The sequence below is a fragment of the Streptomyces sp. NPDC007189 genome (genome assembly GCF_040703635.1).
Classification (GTDB): Bacteria; Actinomycetota; Actinomycetes; order Streptomycetales; family Streptomycetaceae; genus Streptomyces.
In genome coordinates, this window is the sequence record NZ_JBEYEY010000019.1 from 152,520 (window position 1) to 171,393 (window position 18,874).

Sequence of the window (18,874 nt, forward strand, 5' to 3'; positions counted from 1 at the left end):
GGCCGTGCCCGGCGCGGACCGGGGGGCGTCGGCACGGGTGGGCATGTTGTCGGTCCTTCGGCGTTCGGAAGGCAGGCCGTTCTGCCGCAACGCCGTTGGCGGCGAGGGCCGGGCCGGTCGGTGCCGTCACCGAGGGTGCAGGCCTGCCGCACGCGACCCGCGGCGGGGTTCACTCGGCCGGCGAGGGGGCAGTTCCATGGAGCACGGCCGGCCCTGGTGCCGCGGACCGGACCCTCCACGGCCGGTCTCGCCCTCCGGCGCACAACACCAGGCCGGTTATCCCCGGCCCACTTTTGGGGAAAGCCGCAGTTTTCCGCGCCACACACGGATTCGGTTCCGGCCCAGGCGCACGATGGACGGCATGTGCCGTTCATCGGCCCCCGAACAGAACTGACCACTGGGCACCTGACGAGCCACGCCGCCTCGGCGCTCAAGGGCGCGCCCCACCGCACAGAGAGTGTTCCCATGTCCCCTGCCAGTGCACGGTCGTCCTGCCGGGGCGCGGTCCACGTCCCGCGAGGGGTCCCGGTGGTGAGCCCCGTCGCGGACATCGCCCGCCGGAAGCACCACCGCACACCGCACCGGCATCACTGGTCCCCCAGGTCGTCGGGCGCGCCGTGCGCCCGCTGATGCGCCGGCTGCTGCCGGAGACGGTGGCGGTGGGCGAGGTACGCGGCGATCTGACGGAACCTCCGCTGTTTCCCGCGGAGGAGGCGCTGGTGCAGAAGTCCATGGACAAGCGCCGCCGGGAGTTCGCGACCGGACGGCGCTGTGCGCGGCGTGCGCTGGCCGAACTCGGTCATCCGCCTGTGCCGTTGCTGCCGGACCCCCGCGGTGCGCCGGGATGGCCCGCTGGGTTCGTCGGCGCGATCTCGCACTGTCCCGGCTACCGGGTGGCGGCCGTCGCGCGCACCGCCGACATGGCGGCGCTGGGCATCGACGCCGAGCCGGCCGAACCGTCCCCGGACGGCGTCCTGGAGGCGGTGACACTGCCGGCGGAGCGCGCGGACCTCGCACGGCTCGCCTGGGAGCAACCCGCCGTGCCGTGGGGCCGGTTGCTGTTCAGCGCCAAGGAGTCGGTCTACAAGGCGTGGTCGCCGCACGCCGGCCGGATGCTGGGCTTCAAGGAGGCGTGGCTGCGACTGGCAGTCGAGCCGGACGCGGCCGGGCCGGGGGTTCGCGGCACGTTCACGGCGCGGCTGCTGGTGCCGCTGCCGCCCGCGGTCGCGGCGGTGACCGGTCCGGCCGGCGAGTTCACGGGCCGCTGGCTGGTCGACGACGGCTTGGTGGTGACCGCCGTCCTGGCCCCCGCCTCCACCACGGCCGCGGTCACGTCCCCCGGGCCCTCGGACCGAACTCACGTCTAGCAATCCCGCGACCGCGGCCTGCGCCCGCCGGCCCTGCCCTCTCCAAGCGCCCGCGTTCGGACATCAGGGGATGCCGGGCCCTGCCCCGCACTCTCACCGCCCCCCAAGACGGAACCGCAGAACGCAGAGGTGCGGAGATTACGAGAAGTCGGGTGGGGAGCTCACGTGCCCGTGCCGGACCCGCGCGTGCTTGTCCAGGATCGCGGGCTTCGCGGTCGTGGGGGACTTGATGTGCACGACCTCCACCCCGCGGCGATCAACGCGTCGGTGATCAGCCTGCGCTGGCAGCGCCAGGGAACCACCTCGCGTCACGCCCGCCAGCGGCAAGTTCCATCGGTAACCACCTCGACTCCCCGTGCAGGAACCACCCCCCTGCCCCCCCACCATCGGCCCGGGATGACGGCCTGTTGCGGAGGCCGACATCCCGGGCCGCTCGCCGGCTGTCACCAGCTGTGGCGGGCCGGCTGGTGGTGCCACAGGCGGTCGTCGCTGTTGGTGGCGCGGAAGAGGCGGATGTCGCTGTACGCGCCGCCGGTCGTGGACGGTGCCGCGGCCAACCTGGTGTTCGAAGCGGGGCGCAGGCTCCACCAGCCGGTGCTCCCGGCGGAGGCGGCCAGGTCCGTCTGCTCGGGCACCAGTCGCCAGGACTGCAGGGCCGAGCCGTTGCACACCTGGACGACGACCAGGACGTTGGGGGCGGGATCAGAGGACGGCTGAAGGCACAGCGTGGCGTTCTTCTCGTTGCGGATCACCCAGGAGCCGTCGTCCTGCTGCTCCAGTTCCCACATGACGCTGGTGCGGCTCTCGTAGTCACTGTTGGGCTGACGGATGGTGGACGCCGCAACGCCGGCGCTGGCGTTGTCGTCCCATGTGCTGAGCCGACCGCCGTCGGCCTTGTCGACGATCTCTTGGTGACGGATGTCGGGACCGGCCGCCTGGGCGGGCGTGGCGGTAGCACAGAGAGCTACGGCGGCCATGGCCGGCACCAGGCGGGCAAGGATGCGGTGGGGGGTGGACATCGTGGACGTCCTCTCTGCTCGGGCGGCCGTCACCGGCCGCTGCCTGCGGCTGTTGCCGCGGGCTCCCGCAGAGATGACACCTCACGGAGACCCAGCCGCCGACAAGAACGTGCCCGTTACACTCATGTGAGGGAAGCCCAGATCTCTCCCCTGTCGAACTCGGGCACTACATTCAAACAACTGCGGCAAACATCACATGCGTCGGGCAGAATCCAGGTGTTCATGGTCCTGACCGGCGGCCGACCCCCACTCTCAGCTCGCAGCAGCACGCAGGGAGGGGTTCACCGGGCCCTCATGGGGCGCTCGGGGTGCGCCGTGAGCGCGTTGCGTGCCGCCGGTGCACCGGGCGTAACCCTGTTGATCATATGAAGAATTGGATTCTGTTTTTCGGGTGTGCGTAAGTGCGGAAATCCGAGGAGAGGAGCGAATGCCGCGAGGGAAGGGACCATGGTGGAAGTCGAACACCTGCTGGCCGATTGCCTCCGGGATGTGCGTGACATTCCCCTGAGCCCGGTTCCTGTCTCCTCCGACGGCCCCGCTTACGCGGCGGCCCGGCGCACCTTTCTGACAGCGGGACTGTCCGCGCTGCAAGAGGGCGCCCCGGACACCAACTGGGTCCAGGTCAACCTCGCACCCGGCCCGGCCGCATGGCGCCGGACCTACCAGGCAGTCGCGGACACCGCCCAGGAGCTGATCGCCTCGGGCGCGGTCCGTCGCTTCTTCTTCATGCACAAACCCCCGGGTCTACGCGTCCGGTTCGAGGCCTGCGCACCGGACCGGGGCCGGCTGCGGGCGGAGCTGACCCGCCGCTTCCGCGCGCTCGAAGGGCAGGCGCGTCCACCGGTCTGCGGAGTGTACGAGCCCGAGACATACCTCTTCGGAGGCCCGCTGTCGATGCGGCTCGTGCACGACCTGTTCACGGTGGACTCCTTCGCCTGGCTCGAACACCACACCGCCGCCACGGCGGACGGCGGCCCGGCGCCGCTGGCCGACTGGCGACTGTCCCTGGTGCTTCTCGGCGGACTCCTCGACGGCCTCGGCGTCGTCGGCTGGGAACACCGCGGGGTGTGGGAGGTCGTACGCGACGACACCGGCCGCAGGCTGGGCCCCTGCCCGGACCAGAGCACCCTGCGCGCCGCCGCCGGCATCCTCGGCGCCTGGCAGGCCGGCCCGCAAGCCCTGCTCGGCTCCCTGTCCGAGGCGCGGCGTACGGCGGTGGAGGCACACGCGGACGCGGTGCGCCGGGCCGCCGGGCAGTGGCGCACCGGCTACTTCGAGTCCGGCGCCGCGACCATCGGTCCGCGCCGCGCCGCCGCCTACTACGTCATCTTCCACTGGAACCGGGGGCGGCTGTCCCTGGCCCGCCAGAGCCTGCTGACCCACGCCCTCGCGGGCGACGGGAGGTGCTGAGATGGCCGAGGAACCGGCTCTGGGCGCTGCGGCGCTGCTGCGGGTGGCGGGCATGCCCCTGGACGCGTGGGCGGCGGCGGGCAACCCGGAACTGTTCGCACACCTCGCCGACCACGCCCGCGACAGCGAACATCGCGCCGAACGCGCCCGCTCACTGGCCGAACGGCTGGGCGCCACCGTCGTACCGCACCCCGAACTGACCGCCACCGACCGTCGCGCCGTACTCGACCTGCGGCGACGGCTGCACTCCGGCGCCGCTCCGGGCCCGGCGGACTGCCGACTGCTCGCGGGACTGGCCGCCGCCCGGGAAGTCTCCGGGCAGGCCGCCCAGTTGCGCCGTGACGCCGAGTCGGCAGACCGCACCCTGCGCACGCTGGAGCACGCGGTGGCGGCCGAGCGGGAGCGGATCGGCGCCCTGGCCTGGTCCCTGGTGTGCGCCGACCCGATCATGCGGGCGTTCCTTCATGAATCGGCACCGGCCGTCATGGCCGATGTGCGACGGCGGCTTGCCAAGGGCGAGTCCTGGAGCGGCCAACGGCTGCGCAAGAGCGGCGCGTATCTGTGGCGGGCCCTCGGCCGGGCAGCCGCGAAGACGACCCCGCGCGGGTGGGCCGGCCAGGTCGCTCCGGTCCCGCTCACCAGGGCAACCACGGACGCCGATACCCGTCACGACACCGAGCCGCCGCCACTCGTCCCGCCCGGCACGGTCCTCGGCGCCGTCGCCGCCGAGGCGGTGGAGAACGTCCACCTCATGCGTGGTCGGCTCCGGACCCTGGACCTCAGGGCCGCCGGCCCGACGACCCTCCTGGCGCCCGCACCGCTGCACTTCCTCCACCCGGCGGGAACCGGCACCGGCCCCGGCGTCCTGCGCTGCTGGGTCATCGACCCGCGCGAGCGGGGAAGGATGCGGCAGGTCGTCCTCCGGCGCACCCGCCCCCTGGAAAGCGTGCTGGCCCAACTTTCCGACGGCCCGCGGACCTTGGAAGTCTGCGAAGCGGCCCTGCTGGGTACGGCAGCGATCCGCGCGGCGGACCCGGGCCCCGGCGTCCTGCGGGGATTCCTCGCCCACCTCCTCGAACTCGGAGTCCTCCAGATCTGCACGGTCCCGCGCCGCCACGGCACGGAGTGGGTCGCCGCCGAGAAGATCTGCGAGGCCGATGCCTTACCGTGCCCCGCACCACCGCCCGAGACACCGAACGGCGGCTACGGCAGCGGCACGTGCCTCTGTACTGTCGGACATGAGGCCCCGCTGGTGACTTACAGCGGCTCAGCGAGGGCCCTGCCCGCGCCGGAGGCCGACTGTGCTCCCCCACCCGCAGTCTCCTGCTCCGTACCGGCAACGGGAGGCCCGGCCGTACCCGAACCGCCGCGTTCCGCACCGCCGAGCCGAGCCGCCAACCCGCCATCTGCACCCGGCTGTTCGCCCCTGCACGGGCCCGCGTGCGGACCTGCGCCCGCCCAAGCCGCCCACCGCGGTGCCTGGTTCCTCGACTCCTACCGCACTGTGAGCACCGCGGTGCCCCGCCGAGCGGTCGAGCGCGTGCAGCGAGGACTCGGGATCGCCGCACGCGTGGCATGGCTGCGGGAGGCCGACCGGCAACAGGCGCCGGACACAGGTGCGGTGCCCCCGGAAGCGGCGGTGCTCGACGAACGGCCGCGCCCCCTGGGGGAGATCCTCGCCCGTCTCCTGCCCGACGGCACCTGCCCGCCACCGGCACCGCAGAGCCTGCGCCGGTACGCCGGCTGGCATCCCGCCGTCACCTGCGGTTCCGGTTATGCCAGGCTGCTGGCCCATCTGGCCGCCCGGGCCGGCGAGGAGCAGGTCGATCTGGACGAAGGCCTGCTGGATGCCCTGGGGGCCCCACCGGCGCGGACAGCGCTGCCGCCCTGGCCCCTGGACTGCCTGATGCGCCCGCTGCCTGGCCCAGAACCGGTCGCGGTACTGGAGACGGCCTCGCCCGCCGGCGTGCTGGACGCCCGGTTCGCCGACGCGCTGCACAGTCTGTACGGGAGCTATGCCAACCCACCCGGTTACCGGGCCTTCCTCTCCCGCGTTGAGCGGCTGACGGGCGCACGTTTCGTGGAGTTGCTGGTGCCGCCGCTGGCCGAGCGCGCCGCCAACGCGGTGCGCCGCCCGGTCGTCACCGACTGGTGGACGGGGGATCCGGACCCCGGGCCGTACCTGGGCCCTGCCGGTTCTGCGGCCCGCTATCTGCCGCTGGATCGCATCACGCTGCGGCGCGTCGGCCCTCAGGTGGTCGCCGAGGCCGACGGCAGGCGCCTCCTGCCCGTCCATCACGCCACCCGCACGCCCCTGCCGCCGTACGACGTGCTGGTGCGGCTGCTGCTGGCCGCCGGCCACCCCGCCGCCTCGCGTGTCATCCGCCTGGACGGCCTCGCCGAGGCGTTCCCCCGCACCGAGCGGCTGCCCCGGGTGACCGTCGGCGGGGAACTGGTCGTCAGCCCGGCCGTGTGGCGGGTACCGCGGGAACGGCTGTGGCGGCCCGGCGACAGCGAAACCGCCAAGGCGCGCACGCTCGCCGCCCAGCGCGTGCTTGCCGGACTGCCCCGCTTCGCGTTCGTGCGGGCAGCCGCCGGCGCGAAACCGGTGCCCGTGGACTTCGATGCGCTGACCTCCCTGCACCTGCTGGACCGGATCACCGCGCGGCAATCCGGCGCGGATCTCCTGGTGGAGGAGATGCTCCCCGGCCCCGGCGGGCTGCTGCTGCGCGACCCCCTGCACGAAGGTGCCGCCGTGGCCGCTCAACTGCTGCTGAGACTTCCCTGCGACCAGAGCGCCGGGGAACTCGCGACGCTCGCCGCCGCCGCGCTGTCCGGCGGTCCCGACGTCCCCGGGACGCACGCGCCCAAGGGGCGCGCCGTCACCGGGGCGGCCCACACCATCCGCTCTCCTGAAGGAGGACAGCAATGCCCGACACCATGGCACTGACCGACCTCGACGCCCTCATCGGCGACCTGGACGCCCGCATCACCGAGAGCACGCTCCCGACGGCGGAGGCCGACAGCTCCGCGTGCAGCGGCCTGTGCACCGTGATCGTCTGCGACACGGCGGTGGTCTGTTACGGCACCGTCCGCTGACCTTCAGCGCGCCGTCGCACAGCACCGGCGTCCCGCCCGGCCCGGCCCGATCCCGCCCGGGCGGGGCGCCGGCCACCTCGCGCCCCGTTGGCGGTAGCTTCCACCGCCTATGTCTTCCGCTCCCCTCGCGGGCCGTAGCCGTCGCCTTCGCACCGAGGAGATGCCATGTCGCAGCGCACCGAGAACGGCGAGCGCGCCCGGACCGCGGTGCCCGTCCTCGTCGGCCAGGTCCTCGACGCCTGGTCCGCCCGGCCGCGCGACGGCGCCCCATCCGCCGAGCATCCGTCCGATCCTGGTGTGCCCACCCTGGCGGCCCTCGCGCACGCTGTCGGGGGGCCGGGCACCGCCCGGTCGGCGGCCCGCGCGGTCGCCGTGTGGGCCCGCACCGCCGGCCGGGGACCAGGCCGCGCGGGCCTGTACGACGGCGGCCTGGCCGGAACCCTGGTCGGCCTGCGCCTGGGCGCCCGGCTGCACCCGAGACTGCACCTGGCCGCCGACCGGCTGCGCGACCGCCTGCTCGGCACCGCGCCGCCGCGCGGCCGCCGCCTGGACCATGTGACCCTTCCCGACTACGACCTGATCGTCGGGCCCGCCGGCACGCTGCTCGCGCTGTGCGCCGGCGACCGCCCGACACCGGCGCAACTCGCGCCGTTCGTGGGCCATCTGGCAGCGCTCTGCGACGACGAGGACCTGCCGCGGCTGCGGACCGCCGGCTATGCCGGACATCCGTACCTTGGCTGGCTGGACGGGCGGATCAATACCGGCATGGGCCACGGCGTGGCCGGGGTCGTCGCCGCCCTGACCGCCGCGGTACGCCACACAGGCCCCCGGCCCGACCTGACCCGCGCCCTGCGTCACGCGACCGGATGGCTCATGCGCCAGTCCTTCGACGACGCCCGCTCCATCCGCACCTGGGACGGGGCCGGTCTCGACGGCCCGCCGCCCACGGCACCGCGCGCCCGTCAGGCCTGGTGCTACGGGACGCCCGGGGTCTCCTGGGCGCTGTGGGACGCGGCGGACGCGCTGGGCGACCGGGACGCGGCCGCGTGGGCCGGCGCGGCCTTCACCACACTCGCCGAACACTACGACGAGAGCTTCCACCTCTTCGGCGACCGCCCGTCCGACGTCCTGGCCCTGTGTCACGGCGCGGCGGGGGTGCTGGCGGTGGCCGACGCCTTCGACCACCACGCCCGCCTGCCCGCCGCGGCCGCGCTGAAGGCACGGTTGCTCGCGCACCTGCTGGAGCGCCTGCCCCAGGTGCGCGTGCTCGGCGCGGAGGGCATGGGGCTCCTCGGCGGAGCGGCGGGCCCGTTGTGCGTCCTGCTGACCACGGCGCACGGCGCGCCCCGGGCGTGGCTGCCGTGCCTCGGGCTGCGCTGAGGCGCCTGGGGTGCGTCTTTGAACGTGACGGCGGCCCCAGCAGACTGGCCAAGGCCATCGCCGTGCACCCGCACACGCTGGAGGTGCTCACGCTGCTGAGGACCACCGACGGGCAGCGGATGAGCAGGATGCCGACGGGTCAGGGGAACGGCCGGTGGGAGGACATACGAAGGATGTCATCTGGCCGGCGCGGACGGCGCGGACGGTGCGGTACGGCACCTGGCGGGCATCAGCTTCCGGGGGACTCCACCGACCGTGGCCACTTTCGTCGCCGGCGTCGATCTGGCCGATCCTCCCTCCGGGCCTCAGCACTACTGGTGCCGCACCCCGGGAGCCGTGAGTGTGCTGCCGATGCCGGAGGCGTCCACCGGGTGTTCGGGGTGGAGGCCGTCAATGCCCGGCTGACAGTGCAGCAGGTTCGCGCGCGACCACGACCTGACCGCCGCCGGCCTCGACAAGCCGCCTGAGCCGGCCTCGGCGGATCCGCATCATCAGGTCATGGACGAGACGCGCGAGCTCACAGAGGACGAGGTAGACGAGGCTGGAACTCATCGACTACTGCTCATCCCAATCAGCCGGAATCAGCCGCGCGGAAATGCGGCCCATGCGGTGAGGGCGAAGCCGTCGCCGTCTCGCCGGACTTCGGCGGCCCCGTGCCCCGGCCAGTGGGCCGGGATGATGAGTTCGCGCAGCTCGGCAGCGCGGGAGAGGTAGGCACGGCGGGTCTTGGCCGCGAGCTGGAGGTCGTCGCAGAAGCAGCTGTTCCAGCCGGGTTCGAGGACTTGTACAGGGCTGTGCAGCATGTCCCCGACGAAGACGGCGCGTTCGGTGCCCGAGCGCAGGGTGAGGACGGACGAACCGGGGGTGTGGCCCGGTGCGGCCTCCAGCAGCAGGTTGCGGTCGATGCGGTGGGTGTCCTCCCACAGCACCGCCTGCCCGGCGTGGTGGATGGGGGCGATGCTGTCGTTGAACACGATCTTGCTGCCCTCCCAGCGGAGGCGCTCGTGCTCGTCGCGCGGTGCCCGGCTGCGACGGGGGCTTGCCGGGTCGAAGTACAGGTTGTCGGCGCGGGGGATCAGGTACGTGGCGTTGGGGAAGGTGGGTACCCATTCACCGTCACGCAACTCGGTGTTCCAGCCGACGTGGTCGTAGTGGATGTGTGTGTTGACGACGACGTCGACGTCCTCGGGCTCGACACCGGCCTCGCGCAGGCGGGCGAGGTAGTCGGTCCGTAGTCCGGCGAACTGCGGCACCTGCGGCCGCTCCCGGTCGTTGCCGACCCCGGTGTCCACCAGGATGGTCCTGCCCTCGCTGCGCAGGACCCAGGTCTGGATGTGGCAGCGGTAGGCGTCGTCGGCGGGCGTCCAGAAGTCAGGCGCCAGCCACTCCTGGTTGCGCCGCCAGGTTTCCTCGTCGCTGTCCGGGATGATGAAGCGGGCAGTACGGATGGGGCCGGACCACTCGACGACACGCGTGATCTCGACGTCGCCGAGTGAAATGCTGGGTGCGGGCACGATGGGTCCTCCGCGGGAGCAGGACGGGTCCGGATACAGATAGGTCGCGCGGCGGGCGGCGGTCAGTCGGGCCGCGGCGAATCGTCGGGGGCAGGTTCGTAGCGGGCCAGGAAGGTACGCACGGCCTCCTCGATCACCACTTCCGCGGCGGGTTGGGCTGTGGTCTCCTCCTCGAAGGCCATGACCCTCGGCCACACGAGGAACTCCTGCACCAGTCCCATGAACTGACGTGCCGCCAGGGAGGTGTCCGCGCATCGCAGGCGACCGCTGCGGACGAGGCTCTCCAGGCACTCGACGAACGCCGCCACCACCGGCCCCTTCCCCAGCCGGTAGAACTCGTCCGCGATCCACGGCAGACGTGCGGACTCGGCGACCACGAGCCGGGCGAAACGGATCTGGTCCGTCTCGGCCGCGAAGCGCTCCAGCGACCGGGCGAACCCGAGCAACACCTCCTCCGGGCTCGCGTCCGCGTCGCACCCGACCGTCCGCCGGTCCGGACCGGCGAATGCGGACCAGTGCTGACGGACCATCTCCCGGAAGACGGTCTCCTTCGATCCGAAGCGGTTGTAGACGGTCTGCCGCGAGACGCCGGCACGCTCGGCGACCCGCTCCAGGTTGACGCCGTCGTAGCGATCGGCAAGGAACAACTCCTTCGCCGCCGCGAGGATCTTCTCGTCAGAGGCTGACCTACGGCGTCCAGGTACTTTCCGCCGGACTCCCGGTTGGTCCGTGTCCATGCGGGTCCTTCCTCAGTCGAAGTCTGTACTTTACAGTACAGTCAAATTTAGCCTCCTGCAATTCGCCTGGGGCTGCGGTTCCAGAGGTGCGGCACACTGGCGCCGACCGGAGCATCGGGGCGGCTGTGGCCGACCTGGACGAGGGGAACATCTCCCCGTCGGCCAGTTCGACCAGGCCCTGCCCCGCTGCGGCGCGGCTTCCACCCCCTTTGTGGTGCTCGGTGCGCAGCGTGCCGAGCACCACCCAGCCGTGCTCGGCAACCTCCGCAGCGCCTCGACAAGCAAGGCTTTCCTTGGTCACGGAACGCCGAACCGGGATCGACGCCAGTCCCCATGCGACGGTGGCAAGCCCGGCTGCTACCTGACGGCGGCCCCGGGGGCAGCCGGTCTGCTCGCCTGTGCGGTGCGTGGCCGGCGGCTCGCCGTCTTCTTGGCGGCGGCCGTCTTCTTCGCCGTCGCCCCCTGCCTCGGCTTCACCGGCTCGTGCACCTCGGCCGGCCCGGACTCTCCCCGCGGGAGGCCTTCACCCTCGACACCGACTCCTGCAACGCGGCCATCAGGTCGAGCACCGCGACCGACTGCTCGGGCTCCGGGGCCGCAGGGAGCGGCTCCTCATCGCGCCTGGCCTCGACGATCCGCGCGATGGCCTCGGTGTAGCGGTCCTCGAGGCCGGGGCCGTCCAGCCTGGTCGAGCGGCCGAGGGCCTCGACCAAGAACCTGCACGGCTTCGCCGCGACCTGGCCGGCCGGTTGCAGGTAGCAGCCCTCGGCAATCCTGATCGGCTCGATGGAGCAGCTCGTAGCCCTTGCCGTTTCTCGGACTGGTCGACCTCACGGCCCTCCAGCTCGCACACCTTGCGGTAGCGGACCCGGCCCATGTGGGACCCCCGTAGTAGCCCCGAGCAGCAGACTATGGGCGGCACAGACGATACGAAGCAGACATAAAGGGGCAAATAGACGCATAGCGGCAGGCCGGTAGGGGACCCGCCCATCAACCCCCCACACAGAACGGAGACCCATCGAATGATCATCAAGAAGATGCACGAAATGGGCATCCGCAGCGAACACGCCTACCTCGCCGGCATGGCCTCCATCGGCTTCAGCATCGCCGCCTGGTTCGGCAGCCTCAAAGCCGAACCCGGGGTGGGCCTCGACCGAGCCGACCGATGGGGCATCTTCGTCGGCGAATGGGCACCCACCTTCTTCGGCCTCGGCCTCGCCCTCTCCCACTACGAGCAGCAAGACGGCACCCTCACCGCCAGCAACGTCCACGAGCTGCGTGAACGGCAGAAGGCCGGCTGAGCCACTGACTGCCCGCGCCCGCCCCTGGCCCAAAGGGGGCGGGCGGCCGCCGCTGACGAGAGGCACCGCCCGCGCGGCATCCGGCCGGCATGACTGAGCAAGCAGGCCGTATCACCTGCTGCTGGCCATCGGCGGCCGGACGGCGCAGCACGGATGGTGGGCGCGCGAGGCCACAGCCCGTAGCAGGTTCACCAGGTGGATGGGATCCGCCGGCACCACGGTGCAGCCGCGGGTCACCCTCACCGACGAGAAGACGGGTGGGGTCCTGGCCGTCCGGCCCGACCAGCCGTAGGACCACCGGCCGGCTACTACTCATCGCCCTGGCCGTCTGGGTCGGGGCGTACGCCCTTCTTCACGGGTGTTGGCGCACCTGTGCGTCACCATGAGTCGGTCCGGGTGGCAGGACGTGTGTGTTCCGGACTCCGCACTCTTGTCGGTCTCGCGGGTCAGCCTTCGGAGGGACGCGGGGCGCGCAGGTGCGCCCGTTCCTTCAGCTCCTCCTCGTCGACCAGCTTGAGCATCGGCTGACCCGGCGCGCAGACCATGGTCACCACGAACGTGGTCGGTGCGTCCGACAGGGCGTTGCCGTCCTGGTAGTGGATCACGTCACCGCCTGGTTCCCAGAACGTCCCACCGGCCTCGACCACACGCTCCGGCTCACCCTCCAGCTCGAACCGGAGCGCGCCCTCCATCACGTAGCCGAAGGACGGGCCCGAGTGGCGATGCGGAGGGAGCCCGGGGTGACCGGGAGGCCACTCGACGAGGATCGTCATTCCCGAACCACCTTCGGGAAAGAAGGGCGGAGTGACCTCCTGCAGCAACTTGACTTCGGGCGGCAAGGAGACCTCGTGGACGCTCCCGTGCTCTGAGTTCTTTGCGGACATGTACCACACCTCCGTAAGCCTGCCCGGAATGGCCGGTCGTGCGTTGGCCACCACGACATCACCCTGCCTCCCGTCGGCGGCCGCCACAATCCGGGAGCCAGCGGCATCGGACCGCATCGTCTCCAGGTATTGATCGGCATCAGAGGGACGCCGGTGCCGGCCCTCGATGAGGAGCACCTGGCCAACATGGCTCACCGTCTGCTGGTGGTCTGACAGCCCGGCCTCACTTCAGGTGCCGGGCGAAGAACCGGGCCGCGGCGTCCCCCGCGAACTGCGGGACGCCCTTGTGCCCGCCCATGTTGGCGTGCAGCGACTTCTCCTTGGAGTTGAAGGCGTCGAACAGGTCCAGGGCCGCCTGCCGGTCGTTCCCTTCGTCGTCCCACTGCAGCAGGACGTGCAGTGGAATGGTGATCCGCCGGGCTTCCTCGAGCATGGCGCGGGGCACGAAACTCCCGGCGAACAGAACAGCGGCCGAGATGCGCGGCTCGACCGCCGCCAGCCGGATGCCGATGGAGATCACTCCCCCCGAGTACCCGACCGGGCCGCCGATCTCGGGCAGAGAAAGGAGGGCGTCCAGGGTGGCCTGCCATTCCGGGACGGCCTTTTCGACCAGCGGGAGGGTGAGGGCGTCGACGATCTCGTCACTGACCGGCTCGCCGGCCTGCATCGCCCGGCGCAGGTCGGCGCGCGCCTGCTCGACGGCGGGCCAACGGGGCCGGTCGCCGCTGCCGGGGAGCTCGATGGTGGCCGTGGCGAAGCCATCCGCCGCGGAGTGCCGGGCCCGGGCCACCAGTCGGGGGTACATCTTGCGCAACCCGAGGGGAGGGTGGCCGAGCAGGATCAGCGGCGCCGGTGCGGATGCGGATGCCGATGCGGGTGTCCACAGGATGCCGGGGATCTCACCGAGGGTGAATTCGCGTTCGAGGACGCCTTCGTCGAGGCGCTGCTCGGAAGTGAAATGCATGGTCGTGCCTTTCGGGAGTGCACTGGAACGGCGCTCCCGGACGACCTGTCTATCGCCCGACCGTGACCCCGGAGGGGAGCACCCATGTCGATACTGCGTTCACGGGTACCACCTCCTCGATCTCTCGCACGGCCCCCGGAAATCTAGCAGCGGTCGCCCCTGGTCCGCCAAACGGTTTTTGCGGAGCCTCCATGGTCCGATGCCACGGAGACCCTACGCAGGGCTACTTGGCGTGTCGGATGCTGTCGGTTCTCGTGAACAAAGGCACCCGGGGCCCCCGCGGCCGGTGGCGGCGTGGCCGCGCTGGCACCGCACCGCCTCTCCCCCACCGACGTGCCCCGCCTGACGTCACTACGCGCTGAGCAACTGCACCGGCCCATCCGATGGGTCGACCCGATACCAGGCAGCCGGAGCAGGGGGAAGCAGATGGCGAACGATGTCGACGGCCGCGTCCGCCCCCGCCCCGATCAGTGCCGTACCCCTTTCGTACCGGCGGAGTCCGGCTCCGGCGGCGGACAGCGCCGCCGCCTCAGTGATCAGGGACGGGAGCGGCTGCTTCAACTGGTCGTCCGAACCTTGCCGATCGTCTACAACGCCTGGCCAGGTCCGGTTCGCCGGTGGTGTGTTCGCCCTGGCGGGACTGGTGGGTCGCGATGCCGGATCGTGGGTGAGGACGTGCTGGCGATGTCCTCCCGTAAGGTCTCGCGTCGGTCGGGGGCAGCGGTGCGTTGGCTCCTTCGAAGATCCGCACACGTGAGGGACTCAGCGCTCAAGTCGCGGGCCGGGCCTCGGCGCGAGCCACATGACCGATGGCGTACGGCGAGTCCCCTCTGCCGTGGTCCGTCAGGCGGTGACGGAGGCGCGTTCGCGGGCTGCGCGGACGGCGGCGGTCAGGCTGGTCAGGTCGTAGGCGCCGTGGTGTCTGCGGCCGTTGATGAAGAAGGTGGGGGTGCCGGCCACGCTGCTGAGGTCGGCTGACTCGACGTGCTCGGCGATGCGAGCCGCGCCGGCGTGGGCGCGCATGTCTCGTTCGAAGCGCTCAGCGTCCAGGCCGATGGCAACCGCGTGGGCGTGCAGATCTTCGACGCGGAGGGCTTGTTGATGGCTGAGCAGGAGGTCGTGCATGTCCCAGAAGCGGCCCTGGCGTGCGGCTGCTTCGGAGGCCTCGGCGGCGAGTTGGGCGTGGATGTGCACGTCGGTGAGGGGAAGGTGGCGCCATACGTAGCGCAAGTCGCCGAAGTCGGCGAGGAGTTCACGGACCACGGGCTCGGCCTGCCCGCAGTAGGGGCATTCGTAGTCGCCGTACTCCACGACGGTGACAGCGGCGTGGTGTGGCCCTCGGATGTGATCGTGGTCGGGGTCTACGGGCACGGCCAGGTCGACGATCGTCTCCGCCTTCCCGAGCAGGGCCCGGAGCCGCAGCGAAGGCTGCAGGAGGCCGATCGCTGCGGTGACGAGCCGGGCTGTCAGGAAGGAGCAGACGAGTGTGGCGAGGATGCCGAGCTTGGCCTCGTTGAGGCGTGCACCGTGGAAGGCGAGGGTCGCGATGAGCAGGGAAACGGTGAACCCCACCCCGCACAGCGAACCGCCGGCGGTTGCCGCGCCCCAGCCGACCGGGAGGCGTAGCCGCCCGCGGGAGGCGAGCGTGGTGAGCGCACAGGCCCCGACGATGCCCAGCGGCTTGCCCAGGACGTAGGCGATGAGGATGCCCAGGGTGACGGGCGAGGTGAAGGCTCGTGCCAGTTGGTCGCTGCTGATCTCGATGCCGGCATTGGCGAGGGCGAACAGCGGGACCACCGCGTAGCTGGTCCAGGGATGGTAGATCCGTTGCAGGCGGTCGTTGGGGGAGATCGCCGAGGCGATGCCGGCGCGGACGGACCGCTCCAGTTCCGGGGTGGGCTGCTCGCGGAACAGCCGGAACAGTCCGCTCGCGTGTTCAAGGTCGGCGCGCGAGGCAGGGTAGGCGTAGGTGAGCAGCCCCAGGGCGAGACCGATCACGACCGGGTCCACGCCCGACTCGAGCAGGGCGACCCACGCGACGACGCCCAGTAGCGCGTACACGCTGCCGTGGCGTACGCCGAGTCGCAGGCCGAGCAGGACGAGTGCGAGGGTGCCGATGGCCACGACGAGTGCGGGCACGGCGATGCGGTCGCTGTAGGCGAAGGCGATGACGCAGAGGGAAAGGAAGTCATCGACCACGCTCAGCAGGAGAATGAAGACCCGCAGCCCGGGCGGCATGCCGCGGCCCGCGACGGCCAGCACGCCCAGGGCGAACGCGGTGTCGGTGGACATCGCCGCACCCCAGCCCTGCTCGCTGCCGTGGCCGGCGTTGACGGCGAGGTACAGGGCGATGGGCACGATCATGCCGCTGAGACCCGCGACAAGCGGCAGCGCGAGCCGCTTGCGCTCGCGCAGTTCGCCCATGTCGAACTCGCGGCGTGCCTCCAGACCGACGACGAAGAAGAAGAGCGTCATCAAGCCACTGTTGACCCACTCGCGCAGGCCGAGCGAGATCCCGTACGTACCGAAGCGGACAGACAGGCGGGTGTCCCAGAACGACGTGTATGCCGAGGGTGCCGCGTTCGCCCAGACGAGTGCGGCGAGCGCGGCGACCACCAGGACGGCGGCGCCGCCGGTCTCGGTGCGCAAGAAGGCACGCAGCGGGGAACGCCATCCGCTGCCGCCCAGCGTCTGGCCTGTGTAAGCGTCTGGTTCACGGGACATGGGGCAGATTCTCGTTCGAGGCGTGGCCATCGGCCTGCGGGCGGAGAGCCGGTGTGTCGGCTGTGGGGCGTTCGGCAGGCAGGCGGGCTGGTGGGTCATGGCAGCGGCAACGGCCAGGTTCGCGGGGGCCTCGTAGGCCAGGTCCAGGCGCTGGAGCACACGACCCGTCATACGCCGTACGTCGCACTCGTCCGGCCCATCCGCCACGAGGTGCCGATGGCAACGCCGGCCGGCCCACGAGGAAAGCTCTCTGGGAACGAGGGAAGACGGCGTCGGCTCCAGGAGTTCCACTGGGCCGGACAGCGCCGCGCGCACCCGGCGGGATGCCTCCGTCGACTGGCCGTATCCGGGTATCCGAGTATCCGGGAGACACCACGACGGTCCTACGGTCCGCGGTGGGCCGGAGCTGCGCACACAGTCCAGGCCGGTGTCTCCCCAGGCGGGGGTGCCACCATCCCGCACGCCCCGCCCCTGCCTCACCGGAAACCACGCGGCTGGAGTCATGTGGCGCTGCCCTCATGCGTGGCTCAGGGTATGAGCCCAGCTTTCGGCCTGCTGTCCGGCCAGTGGCCACCCGCTCGAATGCGACCGGTCCCTCCGTCGGTGGCAGAGGTTCGGAGGTGAGACGGAGCAGCCGTTGCGCGAGGTCGGTTGTGGGTCGGGCGAGCTGCGCGGAATCGGGTCGTACGCAGAGATGGGTACTGGTGATCTCTCGCTCGGGGTTGGGCGCGTCGGAGGTCACAGAGCACGGTCGCCCTCGGTCGCGGGGAGGGGCAAGGCGGTCGCTGACGTGCGGGGGCGGCAGCCAGGGCCGCATCGGACCCGCCTTGTGCTCCCGCAGACCATGCCGGGTCGTGGTCATCGATGACCTCGGCGGCTCCGAGGCTGCGGCGGCGCTCGTCGGCGGACGGCAAGTTGTTGCCGTCACCTCCACGCCGGCGGCCGCCGCCGGCTGGATGGCCAGGGAGCCGGTGCTGCCGCCTCCGTTGGTGATCAGAGACGTTGCCCTGTGGTGAGCCCCGGTGCGTCCCGGGCCTGCAATGCGGTGAGGCGCCTCATGCGCCACCACACGGTCACCGACGGAGATCCCCTGGACACCGGGGCCGACGGCGACACCCGGCCGACGCCCTCGACGCCCAGTGCGGCGGGGGTACCACGCTAGTCCGGCTCCTCGCCGCGCTCGCCGATGGCCGCGCTGATGTCGGTGCAGTGCGCGTCGAGCGCGGCCTCGATCCTGTCGTCAGGGCCGGGTTCACGGCGGCAGCTACATGGGACGAGGACGAGGTGGCAGCGTGCCTCGGCGAGCAGGTGGCGGAGGTGGAAGTGTGCCCGCTGTGCGCCATCAGGACGGCGTCAATCAGGAGGGAGTCAATGACGTCGGCGCCAGCAGCGAGGAACGCCCGCGCGCGGCGGGCGTCGATCCGATGCGGCGCATGAGGCTCCTTGCGGTGGCAGGATCGGTGATATGAACACCAATACGGACTGGGTGTACCGGGTGTTCGAGCCGCACGGCTCCGAGGGCTGGCGCCCCTACGGCAGTGACCCGGATCGGTGGCACGGCACGATCGCCGCGCCCGACACGGCCGAGGGCGCCAAGCACGCCATCGGCCGCATCGTCGCCGACCTGATGACCGAGTGGGAGATGACCGGCCTCCACCACGCGATGCACGTGCGGGTCTTCCTCTGGCACGAAGAAGAGGGCGACAGGAAGGATGCGGACTTCATCGTGGAGGTCCGGCCCCGGTCGGACTTCGACGCAGCCTGACGGATCCGGGCCGGTTACGCATCAGGTCGGCATAGCGCGCAAGATTTCGGGGGATCGGGAGGGGCCCCGAAAATTCTCAGGAGTGCAAGAGCGCACCCGACTCGGATGGCACCCGTGATCGAAACGGCTGTGTCCCGATTCGCCCCCGCCAGACGCGCACGGCACGCCGCGTGCCCAGGGTAGGCGCCTGAACAACAATGACGCGCGATCTCCCTAGATCAGAAGGTGTGCGGGCAGCGGTGTGCCGGTAGGTGTGTGCACAGGGGGGTGTAGCGGGCCCGTATGCACAGGTCACGGGGGGTGTGCACCGCTGGTCACCGGGTGTGGGGGTTGTGCAGGGAAGTGACGCTTTGCGGGGCGGAGGGCGGCCCCCGTGATCTTGAGCCCGTGATCCGGGCACGTCAGTGCGGATGTGCGGGGCACATGGGCGCGCCCGCGTGGGCGGGTGCCGGGGTGTGACTGCACGGGCCCGCTGAGCAACATCCGCGGCCCCGGCCAACCGTCCTGCCACCGCCTGGACGAGCAGCAGACCAGTTAGAGCCACACTCGGCGCCCCTGGGTGGGTGAACCATACGAAGGGCTCACCGCGTCCCGCAGAACAACGTAGGGATCAGTTATTGACCTTGAATGCGTGATGTCGTCATGGTGGCTGGCGTCGGAGACCGGTGCCGGTGAGGCAGCCGTCGAGGACGTCGTGGCGGTACTGAAGC

At 71.5% G+C, this 18,874-nt stretch carries 16 protein-coding genes and 1 pseudogene; 8 read left to right on the forward strand and 9 right to left on the reverse strand.

Going from position 1 to position 18,874, the window contains the following annotated elements:
* Positions 1-617 precede the first annotated feature (617 nt).
* Positions 618-1,367 carry a 4'-phosphopantetheinyl transferase superfamily protein gene (locus tag AB0950_RS32520; protein WP_366780027.1) on the forward strand — a complete coding sequence of 250 codons (750 nt, stop codon included), beginning with the start codon at positions 618-620 and terminating at the stop codon, positions 1,365-1,367.
* A gap of 138 nt (positions 1,368-1,505) precedes the next feature.
* Here the strand turns inward: AB0950_RS32520 and AB0950_RS32525 are convergent.
* Together AB0950_RS32525 and AB0950_RS32530 are read right to left on the reverse strand one after the other, a co-directional pair.
* Positions 1,506-1,672: pseudogene (locus AB0950_RS32525) on the reverse strand (DNA repair protein); the annotation flags it as partial.
* A 138-nt stretch (positions 1,673-1,810) separates the two neighbouring features.
* The gene (locus AB0950_RS32530) at positions 1,811-2,386 is read right to left on the reverse strand and encodes a hypothetical protein (RefSeq protein WP_360161452.1); all 576 of its coding nucleotides are present in this window, start codon (positions 2,384-2,386) and stop codon (positions 1,811-1,813) included.
* 489 nt (positions 2,387-2,875) lie between these two features.
* Between AB0950_RS32530 and AB0950_RS32535 the strand changes: the two genes are divergently transcribed.
* From AB0950_RS32535 to AB0950_RS32550, 4 genes are all read left to right on the forward strand, one after another.
* Positions 2,876-3,796: a thiopeptide-type bacteriocin biosynthesis protein gene (locus tag AB0950_RS32535; RefSeq protein WP_366780028.1), complete on the forward strand. Its 921-nt coding sequence runs from the start codon at positions 2,876-2,878 to the stop codon at positions 3,794-3,796.
* A 1-nt stretch (position 3,797) separates the two neighbouring features.
* Positions 3,798-6,746: a lantibiotic dehydratase gene (locus AB0950_RS32540; protein WP_366780029.1), complete on the forward strand. Its 2,949-nt coding sequence runs from the start codon at positions 3,798-3,800 to the stop codon at positions 6,744-6,746.
* Complete coding sequence (locus AB0950_RS32545) at positions 6,725-6,895, forward strand: hypothetical protein (RefSeq protein ID WP_360161458.1); 171 nt, start codon at positions 6,725-6,727, stop codon at positions 6,893-6,895. Before AB0950_RS32540 ends, AB0950_RS32545 begins: the two co-directional genes overlap by 22 nt.
* 165 nt (positions 6,896-7,060) lie before the next feature.
* Positions 7,061-8,275, forward strand: coding sequence for a lanthionine synthetase LanC family protein (locus AB0950_RS32550; protein WP_360161460.1), 1,215 nt, complete (start codon positions 7,061-7,063; stop codon positions 8,273-8,275).
* A 390-nt stretch (positions 8,276-8,665) separates the two neighbouring features.
* Here the strand turns inward: AB0950_RS32550 and AB0950_RS32555 are convergent, their stop codons facing one another.
* The 4 genes from AB0950_RS32555 to AB0950_RS32570 form a co-directional block, all read right to left on the reverse strand.
* Complete coding sequence (locus AB0950_RS32555; RefSeq protein ID WP_360161462.1) at positions 8,666-8,827, reverse strand: hypothetical protein; 162 nt, start codon at positions 8,825-8,827, stop codon at positions 8,666-8,668.
* Between the two features lie 29 nt (positions 8,828-8,856).
* The gene (locus tag AB0950_RS32560; RefSeq protein WP_360161464.1) at positions 8,857-9,789 is read right to left on the reverse strand and encodes an MBL fold metallo-hydrolase; all 933 of its coding nucleotides are present in this window, start codon (positions 9,787-9,789) and stop codon (positions 8,857-8,859) included.
* A gap of 62 nt (positions 9,790-9,851) precedes the next feature.
* Entirely contained in the window at positions 9,852-10,526 is a 675-nt protein-coding gene (locus AB0950_RS32565; RefSeq protein ID WP_366780030.1) for a TetR/AcrR family transcriptional regulator, read from the reverse strand.
* A gap of 473 nt (positions 10,527-10,999) precedes the next feature.
* Complete coding sequence (locus tag AB0950_RS32570; protein WP_366780031.1) at positions 11,000-11,239, reverse strand: hypothetical protein; 240 nt, start codon at positions 11,237-11,239, stop codon at positions 11,000-11,002.
* Between the two features lie 309 nt (positions 11,240-11,548).
* Between AB0950_RS32570 and AB0950_RS32575 the strand changes: the two genes are divergently transcribed.
* The gene (locus AB0950_RS32575; protein ID WP_360161470.1) at positions 11,549-11,827 is read left to right on the forward strand and encodes a hypothetical protein; all 279 of its coding nucleotides are present in this window, start codon (positions 11,549-11,551) and stop codon (positions 11,825-11,827) included.
* Between the two features lie 446 nt (positions 11,828-12,273).
* On the opposite strand, the gene AB0950_RS32580 is transcribed toward AB0950_RS32575, so the two are convergent.
* From AB0950_RS32580 to nhaA, 3 genes are all read right to left on the reverse strand, one after another.
* Entirely contained in the window at positions 12,274-12,711 is a 438-nt protein-coding gene (locus AB0950_RS32580) for a cupin domain-containing protein (RefSeq protein ID WP_360570011.1), read from the reverse strand.
* A gap of 223 nt (positions 12,712-12,934) precedes the next feature.
* A complete protein-coding gene (locus AB0950_RS32585; protein ID WP_366780032.1) occupies positions 12,935-13,675 on the reverse strand; it encodes an alpha/beta hydrolase in 741 nt (246 codons plus the stop codon).
* 843 nt (positions 13,676-14,518) lie between these two features.
* Positions 14,519-16,399 carry a Na+/H+ antiporter NhaA gene (nhaA, locus tag AB0950_RS32590; protein ID WP_366780033.1) on the reverse strand — a complete coding sequence of 627 codons (1,881 nt, stop codon included), beginning with the start codon at positions 16,397-16,399 and terminating at the stop codon, positions 14,519-14,521.
* 854 nt (positions 16,400-17,253) lie between these two features.
* On the opposite strand from nhaA, the gene AB0950_RS32595 reads away from it, so the two are divergent.
* Together AB0950_RS32595 and AB0950_RS32600 are read left to right on the forward strand one after the other, a co-directional pair.
* Entirely contained in the window at positions 17,254-17,415 is a 162-nt protein-coding gene (locus AB0950_RS32595) for a hypothetical protein (RefSeq protein WP_360161476.1), read from the forward strand.
* Between the two features lie 449 nt (positions 17,416-17,864).
* Positions 17,865-18,164, forward strand: a complete 300-nt coding sequence (locus AB0950_RS32600) for a hypothetical protein (RefSeq protein WP_360161478.1) — start codon at positions 17,865-17,867, stop codon at positions 18,162-18,164.
* Positions 18,165-18,874: the final 710 nt, after the last annotated feature.